Origin of the sequence: Mesorhizobium sp. BR1-1-15 (assembly GCF_020165475.1) — a bacterium.
Taxonomy (GTDB): Bacteria; Pseudomonadota; Alphaproteobacteria; order Rhizobiales; family Rhizobiaceae; genus Mesorhizobium.
This window is the reverse complement of sequence record NZ_JAIUIF010000004.1, coordinates 19,356-39,980: the sequence shown is the minus strand read 5'-3', so window position 1 is coordinate 39,980 and position 20,625 is coordinate 19,356. Positions and strand designations below refer to the sequence as shown.

General features: G+C 61.4%; 17 protein-coding genes. 8 read left to right on the top strand and 9 right to left on the bottom strand.

Annotation, left to right across the window (positions count from 1 at the left end):
* Positions 1-34: 34 nt before the first annotated feature.
* Both rhaI and ggt read left to right on the top strand, forming a co-directional pair.
* Entirely contained in the window at positions 35-1,327 is a 1,293-nt protein-coding gene (gene rhaI / locus LB541_RS08810; protein WP_140564775.1) for an L-rhamnose catabolism isomerase, read from the top strand.
* A gap of 214 nt (positions 1,328-1,541) precedes the next feature.
* A complete protein-coding gene (gene ggt, locus LB541_RS08805) occupies positions 1,542-3,281 on the top strand; it encodes a gamma-glutamyltransferase (protein WP_140496553.1) in 1,740 nt (579 codons plus the stop codon).
* A 115-nt stretch (positions 3,282-3,396) separates the two neighbouring features.
* Here ggt and LB541_RS08800 read toward each other — a convergent pair whose 3' ends face one another.
* The 7 genes from LB541_RS08800 to LB541_RS08770 all read right to left on the bottom strand — a co-directional run bounded on the left by LB541_RS08800 (position 3,397) and on the right by LB541_RS08770 (position 11,362).
* A complete protein-coding gene (locus tag LB541_RS08800; RefSeq protein WP_140496551.1) occupies positions 3,397-3,741 on the bottom strand; it encodes a hypothetical protein in 345 nt (114 codons plus the stop codon).
* 1,149 nt (positions 3,742-4,890) lie between these two features.
* Complete coding sequence (locus tag LB541_RS08795) at positions 4,891-5,631, bottom strand: ribonuclease activity regulator RraA (RefSeq protein ID WP_140496549.1); 741 nt, start codon at positions 5,629-5,631, stop codon at positions 4,891-4,893.
* 24 nt (positions 5,632-5,655) lie between these two features.
* Positions 5,656-6,819 carry a mandelate racemase/muconate lactonizing enzyme family protein gene (locus LB541_RS08790; protein ID WP_140496547.1) on the bottom strand — a complete coding sequence of 388 codons (1,164 nt, stop codon included), beginning with the start codon at positions 6,817-6,819 and terminating at the stop codon, positions 5,656-5,658.
* Positions 6,820-6,850: 31 nt separating this feature from the next.
* Entirely contained in the window at positions 6,851-7,948 is a 1,098-nt protein-coding gene (locus LB541_RS08785; RefSeq protein WP_140496545.1) for an ABC transporter ATP-binding protein, read from the bottom strand.
* Positions 7,949-7,958: 10 nt separating this feature from the next.
* Positions 7,959-8,849 (bottom strand): carbohydrate ABC transporter permease, encoded by an 891-nt coding sequence (locus LB541_RS08780; protein WP_140496543.1) that lies wholly within the window; start codon positions 8,847-8,849, stop codon positions 7,959-7,961.
* The gene (locus tag LB541_RS08775) at positions 8,846-9,805 is read right to left on the bottom strand and encodes a carbohydrate ABC transporter permease (RefSeq protein WP_140557668.1); all 960 of its coding nucleotides are present in this window, start codon (positions 9,803-9,805) and stop codon (positions 8,846-8,848) included. The genes LB541_RS08780 and LB541_RS08775 overlap by 4 nt, the downstream gene beginning before the upstream one ends.
* A 78-nt stretch (positions 9,806-9,883) precedes the next feature.
* Positions 9,884-11,362: an ABC transporter substrate-binding protein gene (locus tag LB541_RS08770; RefSeq protein WP_140496539.1), complete on the bottom strand. Its 1,479-nt coding sequence runs from the start codon at positions 11,360-11,362 to the stop codon at positions 9,884-9,886.
* A 214-nt stretch (positions 11,363-11,576) separates the two neighbouring features.
* Between LB541_RS08770 and LB541_RS08765 the strand changes: the two genes are divergently transcribed.
* The 6 genes from LB541_RS08765 (at position 11,577) to LB541_RS08740 (ending at position 17,928) form a co-directional block, all read left to right on the top strand.
* Complete coding sequence (locus LB541_RS08765; RefSeq protein WP_140496537.1) at positions 11,577-12,287, top strand: GntR family transcriptional regulator; 711 nt, start codon at positions 11,577-11,579, stop codon at positions 12,285-12,287.
* A 52-nt stretch (positions 12,288-12,339) separates the two neighbouring features.
* Positions 12,340-13,506, top strand: coding sequence for a mandelate racemase/muconate lactonizing enzyme family protein (locus LB541_RS08760; RefSeq protein ID WP_140513313.1), 1,167 nt, complete (start codon positions 12,340-12,342; stop codon positions 13,504-13,506).
* Between the two features lie 66 nt (positions 13,507-13,572).
* The gene (locus tag LB541_RS08755; protein ID WP_224618187.1) at positions 13,573-14,934 is read left to right on the top strand and encodes a mandelate racemase/muconate lactonizing enzyme family protein; all 1,362 of its coding nucleotides are present in this window, start codon (positions 13,573-13,575) and stop codon (positions 14,932-14,934) included.
* Between the two features lie 101 nt (positions 14,935-15,035).
* The gene (locus LB541_RS08750; RefSeq protein WP_140496531.1) at positions 15,036-15,362 is read left to right on the top strand and encodes an NIPSNAP family protein; all 327 of its coding nucleotides are present in this window, start codon (positions 15,036-15,038) and stop codon (positions 15,360-15,362) included.
* 9 nt (positions 15,363-15,371) lie between these two features.
* Positions 15,372-16,571 (top strand): mandelate racemase/muconate lactonizing enzyme family protein, encoded by a 1,200-nt coding sequence (locus LB541_RS08745; protein ID WP_224618186.1) that lies wholly within the window; start codon positions 15,372-15,374, stop codon positions 16,569-16,571.
* Between the two features lie 142 nt (positions 16,572-16,713).
* Positions 16,714-17,928: a DUF2235 domain-containing protein gene (locus LB541_RS08740; protein ID WP_224618185.1), complete on the top strand. Its 1,215-nt coding sequence runs from the start codon at positions 16,714-16,716 to the stop codon at positions 17,926-17,928.
* A gap of 116 nt (positions 17,929-18,044) precedes the next feature.
* Here LB541_RS08740 and LB541_RS08735 read toward each other — a convergent pair whose 3' ends face one another.
* Together LB541_RS08735 and LB541_RS08730 are read right to left on the bottom strand one after the other, a co-directional pair.
* Positions 18,045-18,992, bottom strand: a complete 948-nt coding sequence (locus tag LB541_RS08735; protein ID WP_181167353.1) for an ABC transporter permease — start codon at positions 18,990-18,992, stop codon at positions 18,045-18,047.
* The gene (locus tag LB541_RS08730; protein ID WP_140557681.1) at positions 18,989-20,572 is read right to left on the bottom strand and encodes a sugar ABC transporter ATP-binding protein; all 1,584 of its coding nucleotides are present in this window, start codon (positions 20,570-20,572) and stop codon (positions 18,989-18,991) included. Before LB541_RS08730 ends, LB541_RS08735 begins: the two co-directional genes overlap by 4 nt.
* Positions 20,573-20,625 lie beyond the last annotated feature (53 nt).

The window sequence follows — 20,625 nt, the reverse complement described above, 5'->3', positions numbered from 1 at the left end:
AGCGCCAGCCGAACGAAATCTGGGAGGAACAGCAGTGTCCGAAACCATCATCTCGGCTGACGTCGTCGAAAAAAACAACGCCGCGCGCAAGGCCGACCTCGAGCGTGACTACGCCTCGCTCGGCGAACGGCTCGACCGTCGCGGCATCGCCATCGACGCGATCCGAGACAAGGTCGAGAAATTCGCGGTGGCGATCCCCTCCTGGGGTGTCGGTACCGGCGGCACGCGCTTTGCCCGTTTCCCCGGCGCCGGCGAACCGCGCGACATCTTCGACAAGATCGAGGATTGCGCCGTCATCAAGCAATTGACGCAGGCGACACCGACGGTGTCGCTGCACATTCCCTGGGACAAGGCCGACCCGAACCGGCTGAAGCAGGCGGCCTCGCGTTTCGGCCTCGGCTTCGACGCCATGAACTCCAATACGTTCTCCGACGCCAGGGACCAAAAGCTGTCCTACAAATTCGGCTCGCTCTCGCATGCCGATGCCGGAACGCGCCGGCAAGCGGTCGAGCACAATCTTGAATGCATCGAGATCGGCAAGACGCTTGGGTCGAAGGCGCTGACGGTGTGGATCGGCGACGGCTCGAACTTCCCCGGCCAGGTCAACTTCGCCAAGGCGTTCGAGCGCTATCTCGATGCCATGAAAGAGGTCTATGTCGGGCTGCCCGCTGACTGGAAGCTGTTTACCGAACACAAGATATACGAGCCTGCCTTCTATTCCACCGTCGTGCAGGATTGGGGCACCAATTACATTATTGCCAAGGAACTCGGCGACAAGGCGTTCTGCCTGGTCGACCTCGGCCACCACGCGCCCAACGTCAACATCGAGATGATCGTGTCGCGGCTGATCCAGTTCAGGAAACTCGGCGGCTTCCACTTCAACGATTCGAAATATGGCGACGACGACCTCGATGCCGGTTCGATCGACCCCTACCGGCTGTTCCTGGTCTTCAACGAACTGGTCGACGCCGAACTGTCCGGCGCCGACGGCTTCGATCCGGCCCATATGCTCGACCAGAGCCACAACGTCACCGATCCGATCGAGAGCCTGATGCTGTCCGCGGTCGAGGTGCAGCGCGCCTACGCGCAGGCGCTGCTGGTCGACCGCAAGGCGCTTGAAGCTTTTCAGGACGGCAATGACGCGCTGATGGCAACGCAGACGCTAAAATCAGCCTACCGCACCGATGTCGAGCCGATCTTGGCCATGGCGCGGCTGAACACCGGCGGCGCCATCGATCCGGTCGCCGCTTACCGGGCGGCAGGCTACCGCGCCAAGGTCGCGGCGGAACGCCCGGCCGTTGCCGGCGGCAGCGGTGGCATTGTCTGAGGCCGAGCCCGCCCCTCATCCGGTCGCTTCGCGGCCACCTTCTCCCCGCTGGGGAGAAGAGACTGGCGCGAGCGCTGACAGCCTCCTCTCCACTAGACTAGGGAAGAGGTCGGATGGCAATCCGGGTGGGGCTCTTTCTCGTGCTCCCTCAATTGTTAGTGGACTCGATCACCCCAACACGGTTTCCTAGGCGTCCCCCGCCAGGAGCCTCGCCATGCATATCACTCGCCGCACGCTGATCGCCGTCAGCCTCTCCTTCACAATCGCTTTCGCGCCATGGGCGGCCGCCTTCGCCGCCTCGCCAGCGCCTGCCAAAGGCGAGAACGGCATGGTTGTCACCGCGCAGCATCTGGCGTCGGAGGTGGGCGTCGAAGTCCTGAAGAAGGGCGGCAACGCCGTCGATGCGGCGGTCGCCGTTGGTTATGCGCTCGCCGTCGTCTATCCCAATGCCGGCAATATCGGCGGCGGCGGCTTCATGACTGTCCGCTTCAAGGACGGCAAGTCGACCTTCCTCGATTTCCGCGAACGTGCGCCGCTGGCCGCGACCAAGACCATGTATCTCGACAAGGACGGCAAACCGGTGAAAGGCGCCAGCCTCGACGGCTACCTCGCCGTCGGCGTGCCGGGCTCCGTCGCCGGTTTCGAGATGGCGCGCGAAAAATACGGCACCTTGTCCCGGCAGGACCTCATGGCGCCGGCCATTCGCTATGCCAAGGACGGGTTCATCCTCAATCAGGGTGACGCCGCCTCGTTTGCCGGAGGTGCCGACAGGCTGGCGAAGGATCCCGCCGCGGCGGCCATATTCCTGAAGCCGGATGGCAAGCCCTATGGCATCGGCGAGCGGCTGGTCCAACCCGACCTAGCCGCGTCGCTCTCGGCGATTTCCGAAAAAGGCCCCGACGCCTTCTACAAGGGCGCCATCGCCGATGCCATCGTCAAGGCAAGCGGCGCCAAGGGCGGTATCCTGGCCAAGGGCGATTTCGAACAATATGCGGTGCGCGAGCTCAAGCCGGTGACCTGTTCCTATCGCGGCTACGAGATCATTTCCTCGCCGCCGCCCAGCTCCGGCGGCGTCATCATCTGTGAAATCCTCAACGTGCTGGAAGGCTATCCGCTGTCCTATCTTGGCGCCGGTTCGGCCGAGACCGTGCATGTCATGGTCGAGGCCATGCGCCACGCCTATGTCGACCGCAATTCGGCGCTCGGAGATCCCGATTTCGTCGACAATCCGGTCTCGAAACTGCTGGACAAGGCCTACGCCAAGGACATCCGCGACAAGATCGATCCGTTCCGGGCCGGCGTGTCTCAGGACCTGATGCCGAAGGGGTTCGGCGAGAGCAAGGAGACGACGCATTATTCGATCATCGACAAGGACGGCAACGCGGTCGCGGTCACCTACACGCTCAACGGCTCGTTTGGCGCCGGCGTCGTCGCCGACGGAACCGGTATCCTGCTCAACAACGAGATGGACGATTTCACCCAGAAGCCCGGCGTGCCCAACCTCTACGGCCTGGTCCAGGGCGAGGCCAACGCCATCCAGCCGAAGAAGACGCCGCTGTCGTCGATGAGCCCGACCGTGGTGGCCAAGGACGGCAAGCCGTTCATGGTCATCGGCAGCCCCGGCGGTTCGCGCATCATCACCATTACGCTGGAAGCCATCGTCAACGTCATCGACCACGGCATGAACATCCAGGAGGCGATCGACGCGCCGCGCATCCATCATCAATGGCTGCCCGACACGGTCTACATCGAGCCGTTCGGCCTGTCGCCGGACACCGAAAGGTTGCTGGCCGGCATGGGTTATCACCTCGATCTCAGCGACAAGACCTGGGGCCAGGCGGCGGGCATCCTGGTCGGCGGCAAGAGCCTTGCGGAAATCGGGAAGGGTGGCGGCGCGCGCTACAATGGCGCCATCGACAGCCGCGCCGCTTCCGGCGAGGCGCTCGGCTACTGATGGGACTGGCGCACTCCGCAAGCGCGTGAACCCGCGTCCGCAATCGCACCGAAAACGAAAAGACAGGGCGACCTGAGTTTCCGTGAAACGACCGCTCTAATTGACGATCAAGCCGTCACGAAATCAGCGTGACGGTGGATGCGATCAGCATCAGGGCCGCGATGCCGACGAACAGTGCGTAGATGCGCGGCCGGTCGAGCAGAAGCGCGTTTCCCGATATCCAGGCCGATGTGGCGCCGCCGAGCGCGAACAGGAAACCGTTGCGGTGGCCGAAGGTCATCGACGCGGCCATCAGCCCGCCTATGATCAGGGCGCCGAACACGATTATGACGGCGACCGCGTATCTCTCGAAGTCATTGCCGCTGCCCATCGCCGGACCGATCGCATTCAAATTCGGCAGGTCATCCGGATCGAAGGGGCTGGTCGACCCGTATTCGTCTTGACCGATGGATTCTCGCATCACTCGTTCTCCGCTGACCGGCAACAAACCATCAACACATGCCGAGCGCAACCCGATCGCGTGTTTCTCCCTACGTGTTGACCGCGATATCAAACCGTCCGGCAGGGCGCGCCATCCGTTTTGGCGGGTTCGGATCACCGCCGCAACGCCAGCGGTGTCTGCCCGAATGGCAACGGCCCGCCAACCTGCTTTTATATGGGCGTTTCTTCTGGAGAAAACATGATGGCGGAGTTGATTCGAGCTTCGACAGAAGCATTTTTACGCGACCGGAGCCGCGGCGCCAGGCGCGGCCGCGTAAAATTTTCAGCTCCGGGCGTCCGCTTGATGTTGAGCCAGGTGCGTTCCGCACTTGGGCGAGCGTCATGCTGGCGCTCGCGGGCTCATGATGAACCAGCTCGACCAAAGCGGCCGGGCTGATCGCATGGACAAAGCTCGGCCGGGGATCGATTTTCGGCGACGGCCTGCGATATCCTAAGCTGGTATCAGGGCGGCGATACGATGGATGCTGATCTCCTTGCGTGCCTTGGACGCCTCGTTGGTCAGCCTCATGTCGAACCTCTGTACTGGACAGCCTCAATCCATAGTGCGAGCGCGGTGGCAGGCGACCGTCCCTTTACTTTCAAATCGCGGCCTCGATAGCCGCCGGCCGCGATCCATACCGTTTTTGAACGCTGATAGATCGTTACGCCTCGTGCATTCGCCCAAGCGCATGATTCCGCGAACTTTGGAGCCATTGCCGAGCCCGTTCCCGAGAATGCTGTCTCTATGTGACAAAGCTGCGTGGCCATATCAGGTCCCCTAATTTTGACGGTCCCGGCCGACGATCCCCGACCCTCGCCCAAAATCACCGAATGAATGATAGGACCGCTTCCGTTACGGTAATGTGTCGCCACCAGCGCGGTCAGGTATCTCCCGATGCAAAAGCCGCCAGCTTTCGGCAGGGACAGGTCTGGATTGGCCAGGGATTAAACCCAGCTTAGGTCAACGAGCGGGCGGAGAGCCGGGATCGGCCGCCATTCAAACCTGATCAGGAGATCGGGCTGGAGACGATGATGCGCAAGGCGCACCTGTTCGACGCACAGCGCGGCGCCAGGATAAATTAGGGGGAATGGCTGACGCGCGCTGGCGACTGTCAGTTCATCCTGTCTATCAAGGTTTGGCGTTGGCTTTCCGCCAAGCCTCGTACTCGTCGTTCGCGCTTGGGTGGAGTGGATAGTAGCGTTGCAACGGCGCGCCCCCCATGAGTTTCATTCGTGAGAATTCCTCCCAATCGTGATGCTTCTGGGATTCTTCGATGACCTTCGGGGCCATTGCGACGGGAAGCACCACCACCCCGTCGTCATCGGCGACGATGATGTCGCCGGGGATCACCGTGACACCGCCGCAGGCAATCGGAACGTTGACCGCATTGGGATAGATGCTGGTCTGCACATGATAATTTGGCGTCCAGCCGCGCAGCCAAAGAGGCAGGTCGAGCTTTTCGACATTGGGCCGGTCGCGCATGCACCCATCGATGACAATGCCCGCACCGCCTCTGCCCTTGAAATAGGTCGACATCATATCGCCGAAGACACCGGAGCTCATGTCGCCGCGCGCGTCGACGACGACCACGTCGCCCTCCTGCGCATGGTAGAGCACATGTCTGTGAAGTTGCGTCTCCGGATCGGCATATTCTCCCTCGGTGAAGAGGTCCGGTCTCTGCGGCATGAACTGCAATGTCAGTGCCGGCCCGACGATCGACTTCCCATGGTTCTGCGGCACCGGGCCGACCATGTGCGGATTGCGAAAGCCCATATGGCCAAGTGTGCCCGCGACCGTGGCGGCGCCGATCTCCCTTAGCGCGTCGATCAGGTCCTTGGGCGGCCGCGTGATATCGGGAGTATGCGTCATTTTCGGACTCCGGTTGAAATTGAATTACCAGTTGGTGACAGAGCCGTCGCGGCGCTTGAGATGTGGCGCTTCCCAGAAACGGAAACTCTGCGCCTGGACCGCCGCTTCATTGACCTCGACGCCGAGCCCCGGCAGGTCGCTGACCGGATAATCGGGCCCGTCGAGCCTTGGCTGTACGGGGAAAAAGTCGGAATTGTCGAAACCCAGCTTCCTTTCGGGGATCCTGGTTTCTAGCCACGCAAAGTTGGGCACCGCGGCGGCGAGATGCACGGTTGCGGCCGTGCACACCGGGCCAAGGGGATTGTGTGGCATCAGGTCCACATAGTGCGCCTCGCTCCAGCCAGCGACTTTCATCGCCTCGGTGAGCCCGCCGACATTGCAGACATCGAGCCGGTTGAACTGGTGGATGCCGCGCTCGATGTAAGGCAGGAACTGCCACTTGCTGGCAAATTCCTCGCCGATGGCAAAGGGGATGTCGGTCATCGTACGAAGGGACTCGTACGCCTCTGGTGTCTCGGCCCGTATCGGCTCCTCGAGGAAATCAAGCACGCCGCGGCCGAGCTTGCTGCAGAAGCTCGCCGCCTCGGCCACCGACAGCCGGTGATGATAATCGACGCCGAGCACCACCTCATCGCCCAGCGCCTCGCGCGCTTTGTTCAGCATGCTCGCCGTAGGGCCGATCGATTCACGCGGCTCGAAGACGTCCTTGCTGCTTTGTCCGATGGGGAAGAAGCGGATTGCCTGCCAGCCCTGCGCGCGCAGTTCGCGGGCGCGTTCGATCGCAACATCGCCCTCGGCCTCGTCTCCGGTCGAGGCGAAGGTGGGCACGCGGTCGCGCTGCTTGCCGCCAAGCAGCTCGTAGACGGGCACCCCCAGCGCCTTGCCTTTGATGTCATGAAGGGCGATGTCGATGGCGGAAATCGCCGCCTGCAGGACCCGGCCTCCTTCGAAGTACTGACTGCGGTAAACCTCCTGCCAGATCAGGCCGATCTGCATCGGGTCGCGGCCGATGAGAAACTCGCGATAGTGCTCGACCGCGCCCGCCACGGCTTTCTCGCGACCGCTCAAGCCGCTCTCGCCCCAGCCGAAGATACCCTGGTCGGTCTCGACCTTGACGAGCATCTGGTTGCGCGTTCCCACCCATACCGGGTAGGGCTTGATCGCGGTGATCTTCAGGTTCTTGGTCATACACGCCCGCGTTCCACGCGCATCCCCTGTCTCAATCGGCCTTGAGGGCCATTTCAGTTTCGCCGTCGAACAGATGCATCCGCTCCTGGTCGAACTCGAGCCAGATCCGCTCATCAGGTTTGACGGCGACGTTGGGCGACACGCTGATGTTGACGATGGCGCCCGACAGGAATGCTTGCACGAAGGTGACGTCTCCGGTCGGCTCCACCGTATAGGCCTTGGCCGGAATGGCGCCCGGGACCGCGCTTTTGTGCAGCTTGATCGTCGAGTGCCGCGCGCCGAGCACGACCTTCTTGGTGGTCGCTCCCTGGACCTTGCGCGCGTTGAGTTGCGACAGCTCAAGCGTCCAGCCTTCCGCGCTGGTCAGCGCGGTGCTGCCGTTTGCCGTCGAAGCCTCCAGCGGAATGAGACTCATCGCCGGGCTGCCGATAAAGCTGGCGACGAACATGTTGACCGGATGGGCAAAGACCTGCGCCGGTGAATCGTATTGCTGCAGATAGCCGCCATTCATCACCGCCATCTTGTCGGCCATGGTCACGGCTTCGAGCTGGTCGTGCGTCACGTAGATGATCGTTGCCTTGAGGTCCTGGTGGAAGCGCTTGATCTCGGATCGCATCTGCACGCGCAGTTTGGCGTCGAGGTTGGAGAGCGGCTCGTCCATGAGGAACACAGCGGGGTCGCGGACGAGGGCACGGCCAAGGGCGACGCGCTGCTGCTGCCCGCCCGAAAGTTCCCGCGGTTTGCGCTCGAGCAGGTGCGTCATGTCGAGAACGCGCGCCGCTTCCCTGACCTTCTTGTCGATCTCGTCCCTGGAGAGTTTGCGCATCTGCAGCGGGAACGCCAGGTTCTTGTAGACCGATTTCTGCGGGTACAGCGCGTAGTTCTGGAACACCATTGCGATGTCCCGGTCCTTGGGGTCGAGATCATTGACCACCCGGTCTCCGATGACGATGTCGCCCGATGTGATCGAGGTCAGCCCCGCGACGAGATTGAGCGTGGTTGTCTTGCCGCAGCCTGACGGGCCGACCAGCGCAACGAACTCGCCGTCATTGACCGTCAGCGAAACATCGTTGACAGCTTTGAAGCCGCCATAGGTCTTGACGAGATCTTTGAGGACCACGTGGGCCATTGGCAACTCCCTAATGCTTGACCGCGCCTTCTGTAAGGGCGCGTACGAAGTATCGTTGCAGGACGAGGAACAGCACCACGACGGGCACGCTCATCATGAAGCTGGCCGCCATCAGGCCCGGAAAGTCCGTCGTGTTTTCCGAGAAGAAGCGCTGGATGCCGACCGGCAGCGTCAATTGCTCGTTCTTGGAAAGGAAGGTGTAGGCGTAGATGTATTCGTTCCAGGCGCCGATGAAGGAATAGATCGCGGTGGCGATGATCCCGGGCGTCGAGAGCGGCATCACGATCAGGATGAAGGCCTGGAACCGCGTTGCGCCGTCGATGCGCGCCGCTTGCTCGAGTTGCACCGGGATGTTGTCGTAGAAGCCCTTGAGCAGCCAGATCGCCAGCGGCAGCCCGAACGTCAGATAGGTGAGAATGAGCGAGCCGTGCGTGTTCACCAGGCCGATCGCGCGCATCAGGATGAAGAGCGGCACGAGAAAGATCACTGCCGGGAACATGTTGCGCAGCAAAACGGCGAAGAACAGGAAGTTCCGTCCGGGGAAACTGAAGCGCGAAAAAGCGTAGGCCGCGGGGACAGCCACGATCACGGAAAGGATTGTCGTGACGGTCGACACGAACAGGCTGTTCCAGAAGAAGCGGAGGAAGTCCTGGCCGACGCTGTTCTGCGGATCGAGCAATTTCTGATAGCTGGCGAGGGTCGGCTCGTCCGGCCACCATTGCGGCGGGAATTGCGTCGCCGCGAACCCCGATTTGATCGAGGTGATCAGCATCCAGATCATCGGCAACGCCGTATAAAGCAGCATGAAAACGAGGAAGATGCGCCCGGCCCACCGCCATCCGTCGACGCGCATACGGCGACGGGTCTGGCCTCGGGAGACCGTCTCGGCAATCGCGCTCATACGCCGCCCTCCTTCCGCTCGTTGCCGCTCAGCGCACGGACGTAGAAGTAGCCCAGCGTCATCAGGATGATGAACAGGAGCACCGAATAGGCCGATGCCACGCCCCAGCGCTGCCGGCCGAAGGCGAGTTCGTAAATATGGGTGATCCAGATATGCGATGCGTTCGACGGCCCGCCGCCGGTCATGATCCAGGGGATGATGAAGGAATTGAAGTTGGCCACTGCCAGCAGCAGGATCGTCACCACCGAGACGTTGCGCAGATGCGGGAAGGTGACGTGCCAGAAGCGCTGCCAGGCATTGGCTCCGTCAACTTTCGCGGCGAGCAGCAACTGCTCGGGGACTGTCTGCAGGCCCGCCATCATCATGATCATGGCGAACGGAAACTCGCGCCAGATATTGACGACGATCAGCGAGGGGAGAACCGTGCTGACGTTGTCGATGAAATTCGGCGGTCGGTCGGCCAATCCGAGGCCGACCAGCACTGCGCCGATGATGCCGAAATCCGAATGGTAGATCCACTTCCAGATATAGGAGGCGGCGACCGCGCTGATGACCCAGGGAATGATCAGGATAGCGCGCAGCACACCGCGGCCGATAAAGTCGCGGTGGAGTGCCAGCGCAGTGGCAAACCCCAGGACAAAGGAGATGAAGGTGGACCCGAATGTCCAGATCAGCGTGTTCCAGGTGACTTTCCAGAACACCTCGCTGGTGAGGATGGCCGTGTAGTTGTCGAAGCCGATGAAGGTCTTGTCACGAAGCTGCAAGCCGGGCGGCGTCTTATAGAACGACAGCTCGATCGTGTAGTAGATCGGATAGGCGATGACGATGAGCATCACGGCGATCGCGGGCAGCACGTACGCGTAGTCGGCGCGATGCTCCCAGATATTCCGCAGCGCACCGGACCTGCCGGGTTGCAATTTTCGGCGCGCCTCGGCCTTGCCGGTCACGATCGTCACGATGGTATGCCCTTGTTTCTTCGGAACGAACCGGCTGCGCTGTCAGCGCAGCCGGTCAGGTCGTGGGTCAGGCGCAGGCTAGAGCCCGCCCATCAGGTCTTTCACCTTCTGGGCCGCGTCGTCCGCCGCCTGGTCGACGGTCATCGCTCCGGTCAGAGCATTCTGCAGCATGTCCGGGACGATGATGTTCATGATCTCCGGGGCCTGCGGCAGCGCCGGGAACGGGATGCCGTATGGCAGCATCGAGGTCGTGACATCGAGGAATTTGATGTTGTCCAGACGTTCCTTCATCCATTTGGTCTTGAAGCCGTTCAGGTTGCCGGGATTCGATCCGGCATAGGCCATCTTCAGCGACCATTCAGGGCTCGTCCACATGCAGATGATAGCCTTCGCCGCCGGCTCGTCTACCTTGCCGCCTTCGACATATTCGGGCTTCAGGATGTGGATGTTCGAGCCGCCGAACACGACGGCGCGCTTGCCGTCGGGCCCGGCCGGGATCAGGCCGTAGCGCATGTTGTCTATGACGGTCTGCGCCTTGTCCTTGTCGGTGCCCGTCGCCTTCTTCTGCAGGTCGAGCATGACATTGTAGTCGGAGGGGTGCGAGATCATCATGCCGAGTTGGCCGGCGACGAACAGGGGCTGGTTATCGGCCTGCTGGTTGGTGAGTGCCGAAACCGGAACCGACTTGTCGCGAACATACATGTCGTAGGAAGCCTGCAGCGCCGCCTTGCTCTGCGGGCTGTCCAGCTCGACCTGCTCATAGGTCGGGTTTGCCGCCGCTTCATCGAAGACGCCGCCACCATAGGCCCATAGCTGCGGCATGAAGCGATACGGCGTATTGCCGGCATTCTTGCGAGCCACGAGGCCATACCCGGCAATGCCGAGCTTGTCGTGGATCTGCTTGGAATACTTGATGACGTCGTCCCAGGTTGCCGGTGGCTTGTCCGGATCGAGGCCGGCGCGTTTGAAGATGTCGGCGTTCCAGATGAACGCCATCGTTTCGTTGTTGGTTGGAATGCCGTAGGTCACCCCGTCCCAGGTCACGGCCTTCATGGCGCCGGGCCAGAAGTCCTCGGTCGAATAGCCCACGTCCTCGGGCTTCAGCGGCTGCAGATAGCCTTTTGAAGCGAATTCGGTACCACCCAGGATTTGCAAGCGGACCGCCATCGGCGCGGCATTGCCGAGGAGCGCGGTGCGGAACTTGTCGAGAAGATCGTTATAGGTGAGGGCTTGTTCCTCGAGCTGGATGTTTGGATAGGTCTTGCGGAAGGTTTCGAAGAATTCCTTGTAGTATTGGCGCAGGAGGTCGGGGTCGCCCTCGAAAACGCCCTGATACCAGAAGGTCAGTCGCCCCTTGTAGTCCAGCGGGGTGACCTTGGCACAATCGGCCGCCGTGTCGAAATCCTGTGTGCCCGCAATGGCGCGGACATATTCCGGCGACCACTTGCTGAGGTCGACCGGCGGCGCGCCCAGCGCCGATGTGGACATCAGTGATGCCGCCAAAACGCTGGCGACAGTGCCGCGCAGGACCGCACTGCCGAGTATAATCCTCGTCATAGGTATCCTCCCTGGTTCTCCCATGCCGCTTTGCGGCGAGGCAAAGCGGTCTTGCTCGTTTGATCGCAGGACGTCTTTGTATCTGTGTACCCGTTCGGGAGCCTTGTACGTTTTCAGATCATGAATTGCCTGTCAACGCGTTAGATCGTACATTGTTTATCGAAACTTTGCGTGTTAATCGGAAAGGGTGTGTATTAATCCAGGGGAGCCGGCCTTGGCCGAACCAAACGATTTCAAAGCCAAGCCACCGGTGGGGATTGACCCCATAGGGGCGTCCAGCGAAGGCGCCTCGCTTTATGAGCTGATCAGGGAAGACATCATCGAGGGACGGCTTGCCGCCAACGAACGGCTCGTGGTCACTGATCTCGCCCGGCGCCACGGCACCTCGACCAACCCCGTGCGCGAAGCCTTGCAGCTGTTGCGCGGCGAAGGCTTTGTCACCTTTCTCCCCAACCGCGGGGCGCGCGTCCGGCCTATCGATCAGGAGTTTGTCCGCGACATTTATGAGATCGGCGTTCTGATCGAGCCGGCTCTGACGCGATGGTTTGTGAATATGGCCACCGGCGAGGACATCGCCGAACTCCAACGTCTCCAGGACCTGATTGAAGAGAACAACTTCGCCGATACGTTCAGGCACAGCGAGCTGGATACCGCCTTCCACACCGTGATGTACCAGCGGCATTACAACCGCCATGCCGCCGAGCTTTGGTGGAAGCATCGTGAAGTGCTGCGAGCCGTGAGCCGGCGTTTCAATTTCACGCTTGCCCGGCGTGCCGCGATCATTCGCGAGCACCGCGAGCTCATCGCGTTCGTAAAAGCCGGAGACGCCGACAAGGCGGCCGAACTCGTTGCTCGCCATGTCGAGGGCTCCGGCCGGCACATCCTCGAACATATGCGTGCGCGCAACGCCGCTCGGGCCGGATAGAATGCCCGTTCCAGAACATCGCTAGCCCGACGATCAGACAGAGGTAGCTGACATGAAAATTACGAGCATTCGGCCGTGGCTGATCAAGTCCGATGCGTCCTATTGGGGAGAGTACCTGTTCGTCGAAGTGACGACCGACGAGGGGGTGAGCGGCTGGGGAGAGATCACGACCACCACCAAGCTCGCCAACCGCGCGCTCTGCACGATCCTGCGGCAGATCGGCGCCGCCGTGACCGGCGAGGACCCGGCCCGGATCGAGCATCTCTGGCACAAGATTTTCCGCAGCTTCACCTATATGGGCAGCCGCGGCGCCGCGGTCGAATGCGTGAGCGCCATCGACATAGCTCTCTGGGACATCCGGGGCAAAGTTTTGGGCAAGCCGATCTACGAGCTGCTGGGCGGGCCGGTGCGCGATGAAATCGCGCTCTACACCCATCCCAACCAGTCCAAATTTACCAGCAAGGAGGCGGTGGTCCGCGAAATTCGGGACATCGTCGAGTCCGGACACACTGCGCTCAAGTTTGATCCTTTCCCGCATCAGGGACGTGGCGCCGATGGCGTGTCGCGCGAACAGCGGGACGGCTACCTCGATGGCAGCATGACTCGCAAGGACGAGCGCGAAGCGGCCGAACTCACGGCTCTGATCCGCGAAACGGCGGGCCCTGATGTCGATATCCTCATCGATGCGCACGGCCGTTTCGACGTTCCGACCGCCATTCGCCTCTGCCGAAGCCTCGAGGAAGCCGGCCAGATCGACTGGTTCGAGGAGCCTTGCCCGCCCGAGAGCCTCAATGCCCTCAAGCAGGTGCGTGAGAAGGTCAGCGCCGCCATCTCGTGGGGCGAACGCGGCCACACCAAGTGGGACTTCGTGCCGGTGCTCGAAAACAAGCTCGCTGACTACATCATGCCTGACGTCACCTGGACCGGCGGCATTACCGAACTCAAGAAGATCTCTGCCCTGTGCGAAGCCTACTACGTCCCGGTCTCGCCGCATGACGCCGCGGGGCCGATCAACGTGGTGGCGGGGGCGCAGGTGATGATGACAGTTCCTAACTTCTACAAGCTCGAGACGTCGGAGTGGAACCTGGGTAAATACGATCATCTCATCGACACACCGCTCGACGTTTCGAACGGCAGCCTGAAACTGACGTCGAAGCCCGGTCTCGGCATCGAGATGGACCGCGAGTACCTGCAAGCCCACGAGATTGAGCTGGGCTGACGCATGTCGCCTCATGTCGGGGCTGCATGCCGCCGAAAAGCCCGCCTACCAAAACGAGGATAAGTGATGCCCAAGACCGGTGGAGCCGACGAAGCCCTTGATCGGGTGAACATGAACTCCAAGCCGTCCGATCTTCGCATCACCGACATGCGGGTGGCTGAAATCGTCGGCGCACCGTTCACAACGGCGCTGCTCAAGATCTACACCAACCAGGGCATCGTCGGGCTTGGCGAGGTGCGCGACGGGGCCAGCGCCACCTACGCGCTGATGCTGAAGAGCCGGTTGCTTGGCGAGAATCCCTGCAACATCGATCGCCTGTTTCGCCGGATCAAGCAGTTCGGCGGGCACGGCCGGCAAGGCGGCGGCGTCTCGGCGGTCGAAATCGCGCTGTGGGATCTCGCCGGCAAGGCCTATGGCGTTCCGATCTACCAGATGCTCGGCGGCCGGTTTCGGGAGAAGGTGCGCCTCTATTGCGATACCGATGCAACCGTGCCGAGCGGCACAGAGACCGGCAAACGTCTCAAGCAGCGCATGGAGCTCGGCTTCACCTTCCTCAAGATGGATCTGGGGCTGATGCAGATCGCGGATGTGCCCGGCGCGGTCGTGTCTCCTGCCGGCTCACTGGAAGGCTATCGCGTTCATCCTGCCCGCGGCCCACTCAAGGCCGTTGATGAGCGGCGCGCCCGCAACGCGGCCTACGACCTGCATAATGTCGCCCACCCGTTTACCGGCCTCCACTTTTCCGACAAGGGCCTCGACCTGCTCGAGCAGTACATTGCCGAGGTTCGCGAGGTCATCGGCATGGAGATCCCGCTCGCTATCGACCACGTCGGCCACATCTCACTCCAGAACGGCATTCGGCTCGCCAGGCGAATTGAAAAATACGTGCCGGCCTGGCTCGAGGATGTAATCCCCTGGCAGTACACCGAGCAGTACCGGCAGTTGCAGGACGCCACCACGGTGCCCATCTGCACCGGCGAGGACATTTACCTCAAGGAGGGGTTCGAACCGCTGCTCAAGAGCGGTGGCCTCTCCATTATCCACCCGGACCTGCTCACCAGCGGGGGCATCCTGGAGACCAAGAAGATCGGCGACATGGCGCAGGATCACGGCGTCGCCATGGCCATCCACATGGCCGAAAGTCCAATCGCTGCGATGGCCGCGGCCCATGTCGCGACCGCGACCGAGAATTTCATGGCGCTCGAATACCACTCCGCCGATGTCGACTGGTGGGACGATATCGTCACCGGCCTTCCCAAGCCGCTCGTGCAGGACGGGTTCATCACTGTTCCGGACAAGCCGGGTCTGGGGATCGACGACGTCGTAGACGAGGTGATCTCGCAGCATCTGCAGCCGGGTGTCACCGGCATCTGGCAATCCACCGAGCATTGGGACAATGAATATAGCTGGGACCGGACCTGGAGTTAGCCCAGACCCCCAGCCCTCATTCCTCAAGCTCACAGGGCCAACGACCGACCATTCGTGTCGACCTCTCCGAGGGAGAGGCGAAGAAAGAGACGGACGAAACCATGATCTACGAACTGCGTATCTATGACTGCCTGCCGGGCAGGCTGCCGGCTTTGCTCAAGCGCTTTTCCGACCAGACGCTGGCCATCTGGGAGAGGCATGGCATCCGCCAAGCCGGGTTTTTCACCACGGCGATCGGCGAAAACAGCAATCGCCTTACCTATTTCCTCGCCTGGGAATCGCTGGCCGAGCGTGAGGCGAAATGGGCGGCTTTCGTCACCGATCCGGCATGGCACAGGGCCCGGGACGAGTCTGAGCGTGACGGGCAGATCGTTGCCAATATCGCCAGCCAGCTGCTCACACCGACAGCTTTCTCGTCTGTGAAATAGGACTGTGCCATGAAGATCACCGACCTGCGCTGCGCCGTCATCGGGCGGCATCCCATCGTTCGCGTCGTCACTGACGAGGGCCTCCATGGCCTTGGCGAGGTCGAGTTCACAAAGACCTATCTCAAGCCCTTTGTGCTGCATTTCCGCGAGGCGCTGATCGGCGAGGATCCGACCGACGTCGAGCGGGTGATGCTGAAGATCCGCCAGCGAGGTTCGTTCAAGCCCTATGGCGCCGCCGTCTCCGCGATCGAGCATGCGCTGTGGGACATTGCCGGCAAGGCCGCTGGCGTGCCGGCCTACAAACTGCTCGGCGGCAAGGTGCGCGACAAGGTGCGCGTCTATAACGGCTCGATCCGCCGGAAACGCGCGGGCGACCGGCCGGAGGATTATGCGGCCGACGTCAAATGGATGATGGAGCAGCCGCAGAACTTCTTCATGGTCAAGCAAGGAATCTCGTTCCACTCGAACATGAAGGACAGCATCGAGGACTTCCATTATGGCGCGACGCAGAAGAAGGCCGGCTATCACGGTGCCATGGATCAGGGCGTGATCAGCGAGCGCGGTTTCAACCACATGCTCGACTGCGTGATCGCCATGAAGGAAGTGCTGGGCGACAAGGTCAGCCTGGCGCTCGACTGCGGCCCGGGCTGGATGCTGCCCGACGCGATCAAGTTCGCTCGCGCGGTGGAGAAGTACAATTTGATGTGGCTCGAGGACATGCTGACCGGCGACTATGTGCCGTGGGTCAATCCGCAGGCCTATCGGGAGCTGACAACCTCCACCTCGACGCCGATCCATACCGGTGAGCAGATCTACTTGCGGCACAATTTCAAGGAGCTGATCGAGACGCAGGCCGTGCGCGTCATCGGCCCAGATCCTGCCGATATCGGCGGCATTGCCGAGCTCAAATGGGTCGCCGAGCATGCCTACATGCACTCGATCCTGATGGCGCCGCACGGCACCGCGAACGGCCTGCTGGGCCTCGGCGCCCTGATCAACGTTTGCGCCACCTTGCCCGCCAACTACATCGCCTTCGAATATCCCAGCGCCTCCGACCCCTGGTGGGAGGATCTCGTGATCGGCCTGCCGTCGCAGATCGTGAAGGACAGCATGGTGGACCTGCTGGAAGCGCCGGGCCTGGGCCTCGATATCGACGCCGAAGCAGCCAGGAAGTATCTCAGGGAAGAGGATACGGGCTTCTTTGATTGAAGCCCTCTTCTTTCGCTACCGGAACCACGCCGACGGCGCCGCCTACATTCTCATCGGTATCCGTCGTCAGATGCCTGTTGATGTGATCCACAGCTTGGGTCAAAATTGGTTGGTCTGAACTGGACCGTCAGAGGCGGTGGTGTTGAAGCGGACTGGCAAAAACATCGTTGTCTGCTGCGATGGAACGGGAAACCAGATCGAGCGCAATCTCTCGAACGTCTTGAAGTTGTTCCGCATCCTGAAGAAGAATGAGGAGCAGCGCGTCTATTACGACGCCGGCATAGGAACCATCGGTGCCAGCGATGCCTGGACGCGATGGCGCCAGAACGCGAAATCCGTGTTCGAGCTCGCAACTGGATATGGTCTCGACGCCGAAATCGCCGGCGCCTACGCCTTCATCTGCAGGCACTACGTCGAAGGGGACGCAATCTTCCTCTTTGGCTTCAGCCGCGGAGCCTATACAGCCCGCGCCGTTGCGGGCTTGATCCACATGATCGGCCTGCTGCATCCGGACCAACTCAACATCGTCGAGTATGCCGTAAGCTCTTACAAGCAAGCCAGCGATGAGCACGACCTTAGCGTTGCCTGGCACTTTTCCAAGGTTTCAGGAGCCCGGGACGCGCGCATCAGATTTCTTGGTGTTTGGGACACCGTGGCGTCGATCATCGTGCCGCGAAGCGACCGGCTTCTGCCACAGCTCCTCACACTGCCGCATACGAGGACCAACCCGAGCGTCGAAGTCTTTCGACATGCAATTGCGATCGATGAGCATCGTCGCATGTTCCGGCTGAACCGGTGGGTCGAGCCGCAGCCATTCGTCGAAAATCCTTTCGACAAGATTGCGCCGGCAAAAGAGCAGGATATCAAACAAGTCTGGTTCGCCGGATCTCATTCCGATGTCGGCGGTGGCTATCCTGAAGAGGAAAGCGCCATATCCAAATTTCCGCTCGACTGGATGGTTGATCAGGCCAAAGCATTTGGATTGCAGACCAATTCCCGCATGCTGGAGCGGCTTGTCTTCGGGGAAGGGAAGGGCGAGGGGACGATGACGTTCGTCAGCCCCGATCCGTTGGGGATCGTGCATGATTCAATGACCGTGGGCTGGAAGCCGCTCGAGTGGATCCCAAAGTCCGTCAAATGGCGTGAATGGAAGCGAAAATCGGTCCTCGGCTTCTACCTACCGCAAGCCGAGCCGCGCACGATCGAGCGACAGGGACGGCGGCCGCTGGTCCATCAGTCGGTTCTGGATCGGAAGGCGGCGATCCCGGCCTATAAGCCCGAGAATTTTCCAACCGCATTCGATGTTGAACCCTATGGTGACCTCATGAAGGACCACCTGGCCAACGAAGCTGGTTAGCGCAGGCGCCGAGCGGGCCGTGAAGCCGGTGGAGAAATCTCAGGTGGGCACGGCGCGATTTCATCAGTCAACGCGTGGAACGCGCGCGTTTCGCCGGATCATGGAACTGTTCTGCTTCAACGCCGGTTCAACGAGACGGCAATGATGATGATAGCGCCCTTGATCACCTCCTGGATGCTGGTCGAAAGACCGAGCACGAGAAGACCGAATCCGAGAATTCCTATGAAGATTGCTCCGACGACAGAACCGACGATCGATCCATAGCCGCCGAAGAGACTTGTCCCGCCTATGATCACGGCCGCGATGACGTCGAGTTCGAGACCCGCCCCCAGGCTGGGATTGCCGGCGGTGGAGCGGGCCGCGAGCATCATGCCTGCAAGGGATGCCATCATGCCGGACAGCACAAAGGCGAAGATCTTGACGCTGTCCGTCCGCACCCCGGAAAAGCGGGCGGCTACAGGGTTTCCACCAGTCGCATAAACACGCCTGCCGAAGGGCATCTGGTGCAGAAGATAATAGCCGACGGAAGTTAGGACGATCGTCCACCAGATTGGCGCCTGCACGCCCAGAAAACTGCCGTTCCAGAACAGGTTCGAGAAATCATCGTCGACGATCGACACCGGCCGGGTGCCGGTGATCGTCAGCGCCAGGCCGGAAAAGATCGACAGCATGCCAAGGGTCACAAGAAACGATGGAATGCGTATTTTCGTAACAAGGATGCCCGAGGTGGCCCCGATCGCTGCGCCGGCGGCCAGCACCAGAAGAGCTGCCACATAGGTGGGAACATCCTGGCCGAGCAGCAGCGCTCCGATCATCCCTGAAAAACTCGCAACCGATCCTACCGACAGGTCGATTTCGCCGCAGATGATGACGAATGTCATGCCGATCGCCATTGCCGAAACGATGGCTGTGATTCGCAGAACCGCGCTTGCGGTCGACACAGACGCGAAGTGTGGAGCAAACAGGACGAAGTAGAGGGTTATCGCCAGGAAGATCACATAGGTGATGTGATCGCGGAAAAAATTTATCGCATTTGCGTGCGAGGGCATAGGGGACGGTTTCATGCTGCAACTCCCTGGGCGCGCGTACTGGCTTGTCTGGCCGCCTCGGCCTGCAGCAACGCGCGAAGTTTTGTCTCGTCGTCCGCGCGATCGATGCTGCGCGTGATCCGCCCTTGCGCCATGACCAGAATGCGATCGGACAAATCCAGGAGTTCTTCGAGTTCCGAAGAAATAAGCAGCACGGCGACGCCTTCGCCGGCCGTGCGGCGCACAAGGTCGCGCATATCGCGCTTGGCATTGATGTCGACGCCGGAGGTTGGTTCGTCGAGGATCAACAGCTTCGGCTTCATGGCCAGCCATTTGGCGAAGACGATCTTCTGCTGATTGCCGCCCGAAAGCTCCTGGGCTTTCTGTAAGGGACCGCGGCACAGGATACTGAGATCGTCCCGGTATTGTCTGAACAGAGCCGTTATCCGGGCCTTCGCCATCGGCCCGAACGGACCCGCCAGCGAGAACTCGGAAAGGCGGGGGAGCGCGAGGTTCTCCTCGATCGAGCGCCCACCCACAAGACCTTCGAGCCGACGGTCTTCGGGAACAAGCGCGATACCGGCAGCGATGGCCCTGCTCACACTGCCCGGCTGGACGGGGTCGCTCCCGACGGCGATGTGGCCGGTTACATCCGGAAGGATGCCGAACAAAGCCTTGCCCAGGGTCGAGCGGCCACTGCCGACAAGCCCGGCAAGGCCGACGATCTCGCCCGGGTCGATCGAGAACGACACGCCGGACAGTTTGCGCGAGGTGGCAAGGTCACGGACCTCAAGAGCCGGCATCCCGGCGGGCGTCGCCGGTTGACGATTTGCTGGCGCGGCTGCGGCTGGGGAAGCTGTTTCGACCTTGGGCCGGGACATCAACGACGCGATATCCTCGATGGACGTCTTCTCCGGATCGAGCGGGCCGACCAGTCGCCCATCCTTGATAATCGAGATGCGATCCGAAAGCTGCAGCACATCGGCCATGCGATGGCTGATGTAGACGATACCGATTCCGTTCTGCTTGAGCTGACCGATTGTCCGAAAAAGCGTTTCCTCCTCATGGATGGTCAGGGACGAAGTCGGCTCGTCCATTACGAGCAGCTTGGCGCCCCGCGAGATCGCTTTGAGAATCTCGACCATCTGGCGCTGAGCGAACGCCAGGTCGCCCACACGTGCCGAGGCATCGAGCGAGAAGGCAAATCGCTCGATCAGAGCCCGGGCCTCGCGCAGCATTTTTCTGGCATCGACACGTCGGCCGAAGGCGAGCGGCTCGCGAAGGATAAACAGGTTTTCGGCAACCGAACGGTTCGGCAAGACGCTCAGCTCCTGGAAGATCATTGCGATTCCGCGATCGATCCTCTCTCGAAGCGACAGGGCGGTGACGTCCTCGCCGTCGAACAGAATCCGGCCTTCGTCCGTCCGATACGCGCCCATGAGGATCTTCATGAGCGTCGACTTGCCCGCACCGTTTTCGCCGAGCAGTGCATGCGTTTCGCCGGCCTTGACCTCGAACGAAATGTCCGACAGCACGCGGTTCGCGCCAAACGACTTGCCGATGCGTTGCATCGTTACGATAGGGCGCTGGGACGTTGAAGTTTTCGCTTCGGCCATGACGATTTCTCGATCGCTCGGGGAGCGCCGGCGGACTGCTGCGGCCCGCCGGC

Bases quoted from the DNA above. Each gene is read 5' to 3' on its own strand.
- ggt (WP_140496553.1), top strand. From the start codon at position 1,542: ATGCATATCACTCGCCGCACGCTGATCGCCGTCAGCCTCTCCTTCACA.
- LB541_RS08800 (WP_140496551.1), bottom strand. From the start codon at position 3,741: ATGCGAGAATCCATCGGTCAAGACGAATACGGGTCGACCAGCCCCTTC.
- LB541_RS08795 (WP_140496549.1), bottom strand. From the start codon at position 5,631: ATGACGCATACTCCCGATATCACGCGGCCGCCCAAGGACCTGATCGAC.
- LB541_RS08790 (WP_140496547.1), bottom strand. From the start codon at position 6,819: ATGACCAAGAACCTGAAGATCACCGCGATCAAGCCCTACCCGGTATGG.
- LB541_RS08785 (WP_140496545.1), bottom strand. From the start codon at position 7,948: ATGGCCCACGTGGTCCTCAAAGATCTCGTCAAGACCTATGGCGGCTTC.
- LB541_RS08780 (WP_140496543.1), bottom strand. From the start codon at position 8,849: ATGAGCGCGATTGCCGAGACGGTCTCCCGAGGCCAGACCCGTCGCCGT.
- LB541_RS08770 (WP_140496539.1), bottom strand. From the start codon at position 11,362: ATGACGAGGATTATACTCGGCAGTGCGGTCCTGCGCGGCACTGTCGCC.
- LB541_RS08760 (WP_140513313.1), top strand. From the start codon at position 12,340: ATGAAAATTACGAGCATTCGGCCGTGGCTGATCAAGTCCGATGCGTCC.
- LB541_RS08755 (WP_224618187.1), top strand. From the start codon at position 13,573: ATGCCCAAGACCGGTGGAGCCGACGAAGCCCTTGATCGGGTGAACATG.
- LB541_RS08750 (WP_140496531.1), top strand. From the start codon at position 15,036: ATGATCTACGAACTGCGTATCTATGACTGCCTGCCGGGCAGGCTGCCG.
- LB541_RS08745 (WP_224618186.1), top strand. From the start codon at position 15,372: ATGAAGATCACCGACCTGCGCTGCGCCGTCATCGGGCGGCATCCCATC.
- LB541_RS08735 (WP_181167353.1), bottom strand. From the start codon at position 18,992: ATGAAACCGTCCCCTATGCCCTCGCACGCAAATGCGATAAATTTTTTC.
- LB541_RS08730 (WP_140557681.1), bottom strand. From the start codon at position 20,572: ATGGCCGAAGCGAAAACTTCAACGTCCCAGCGCCCTATCGTAACGATG.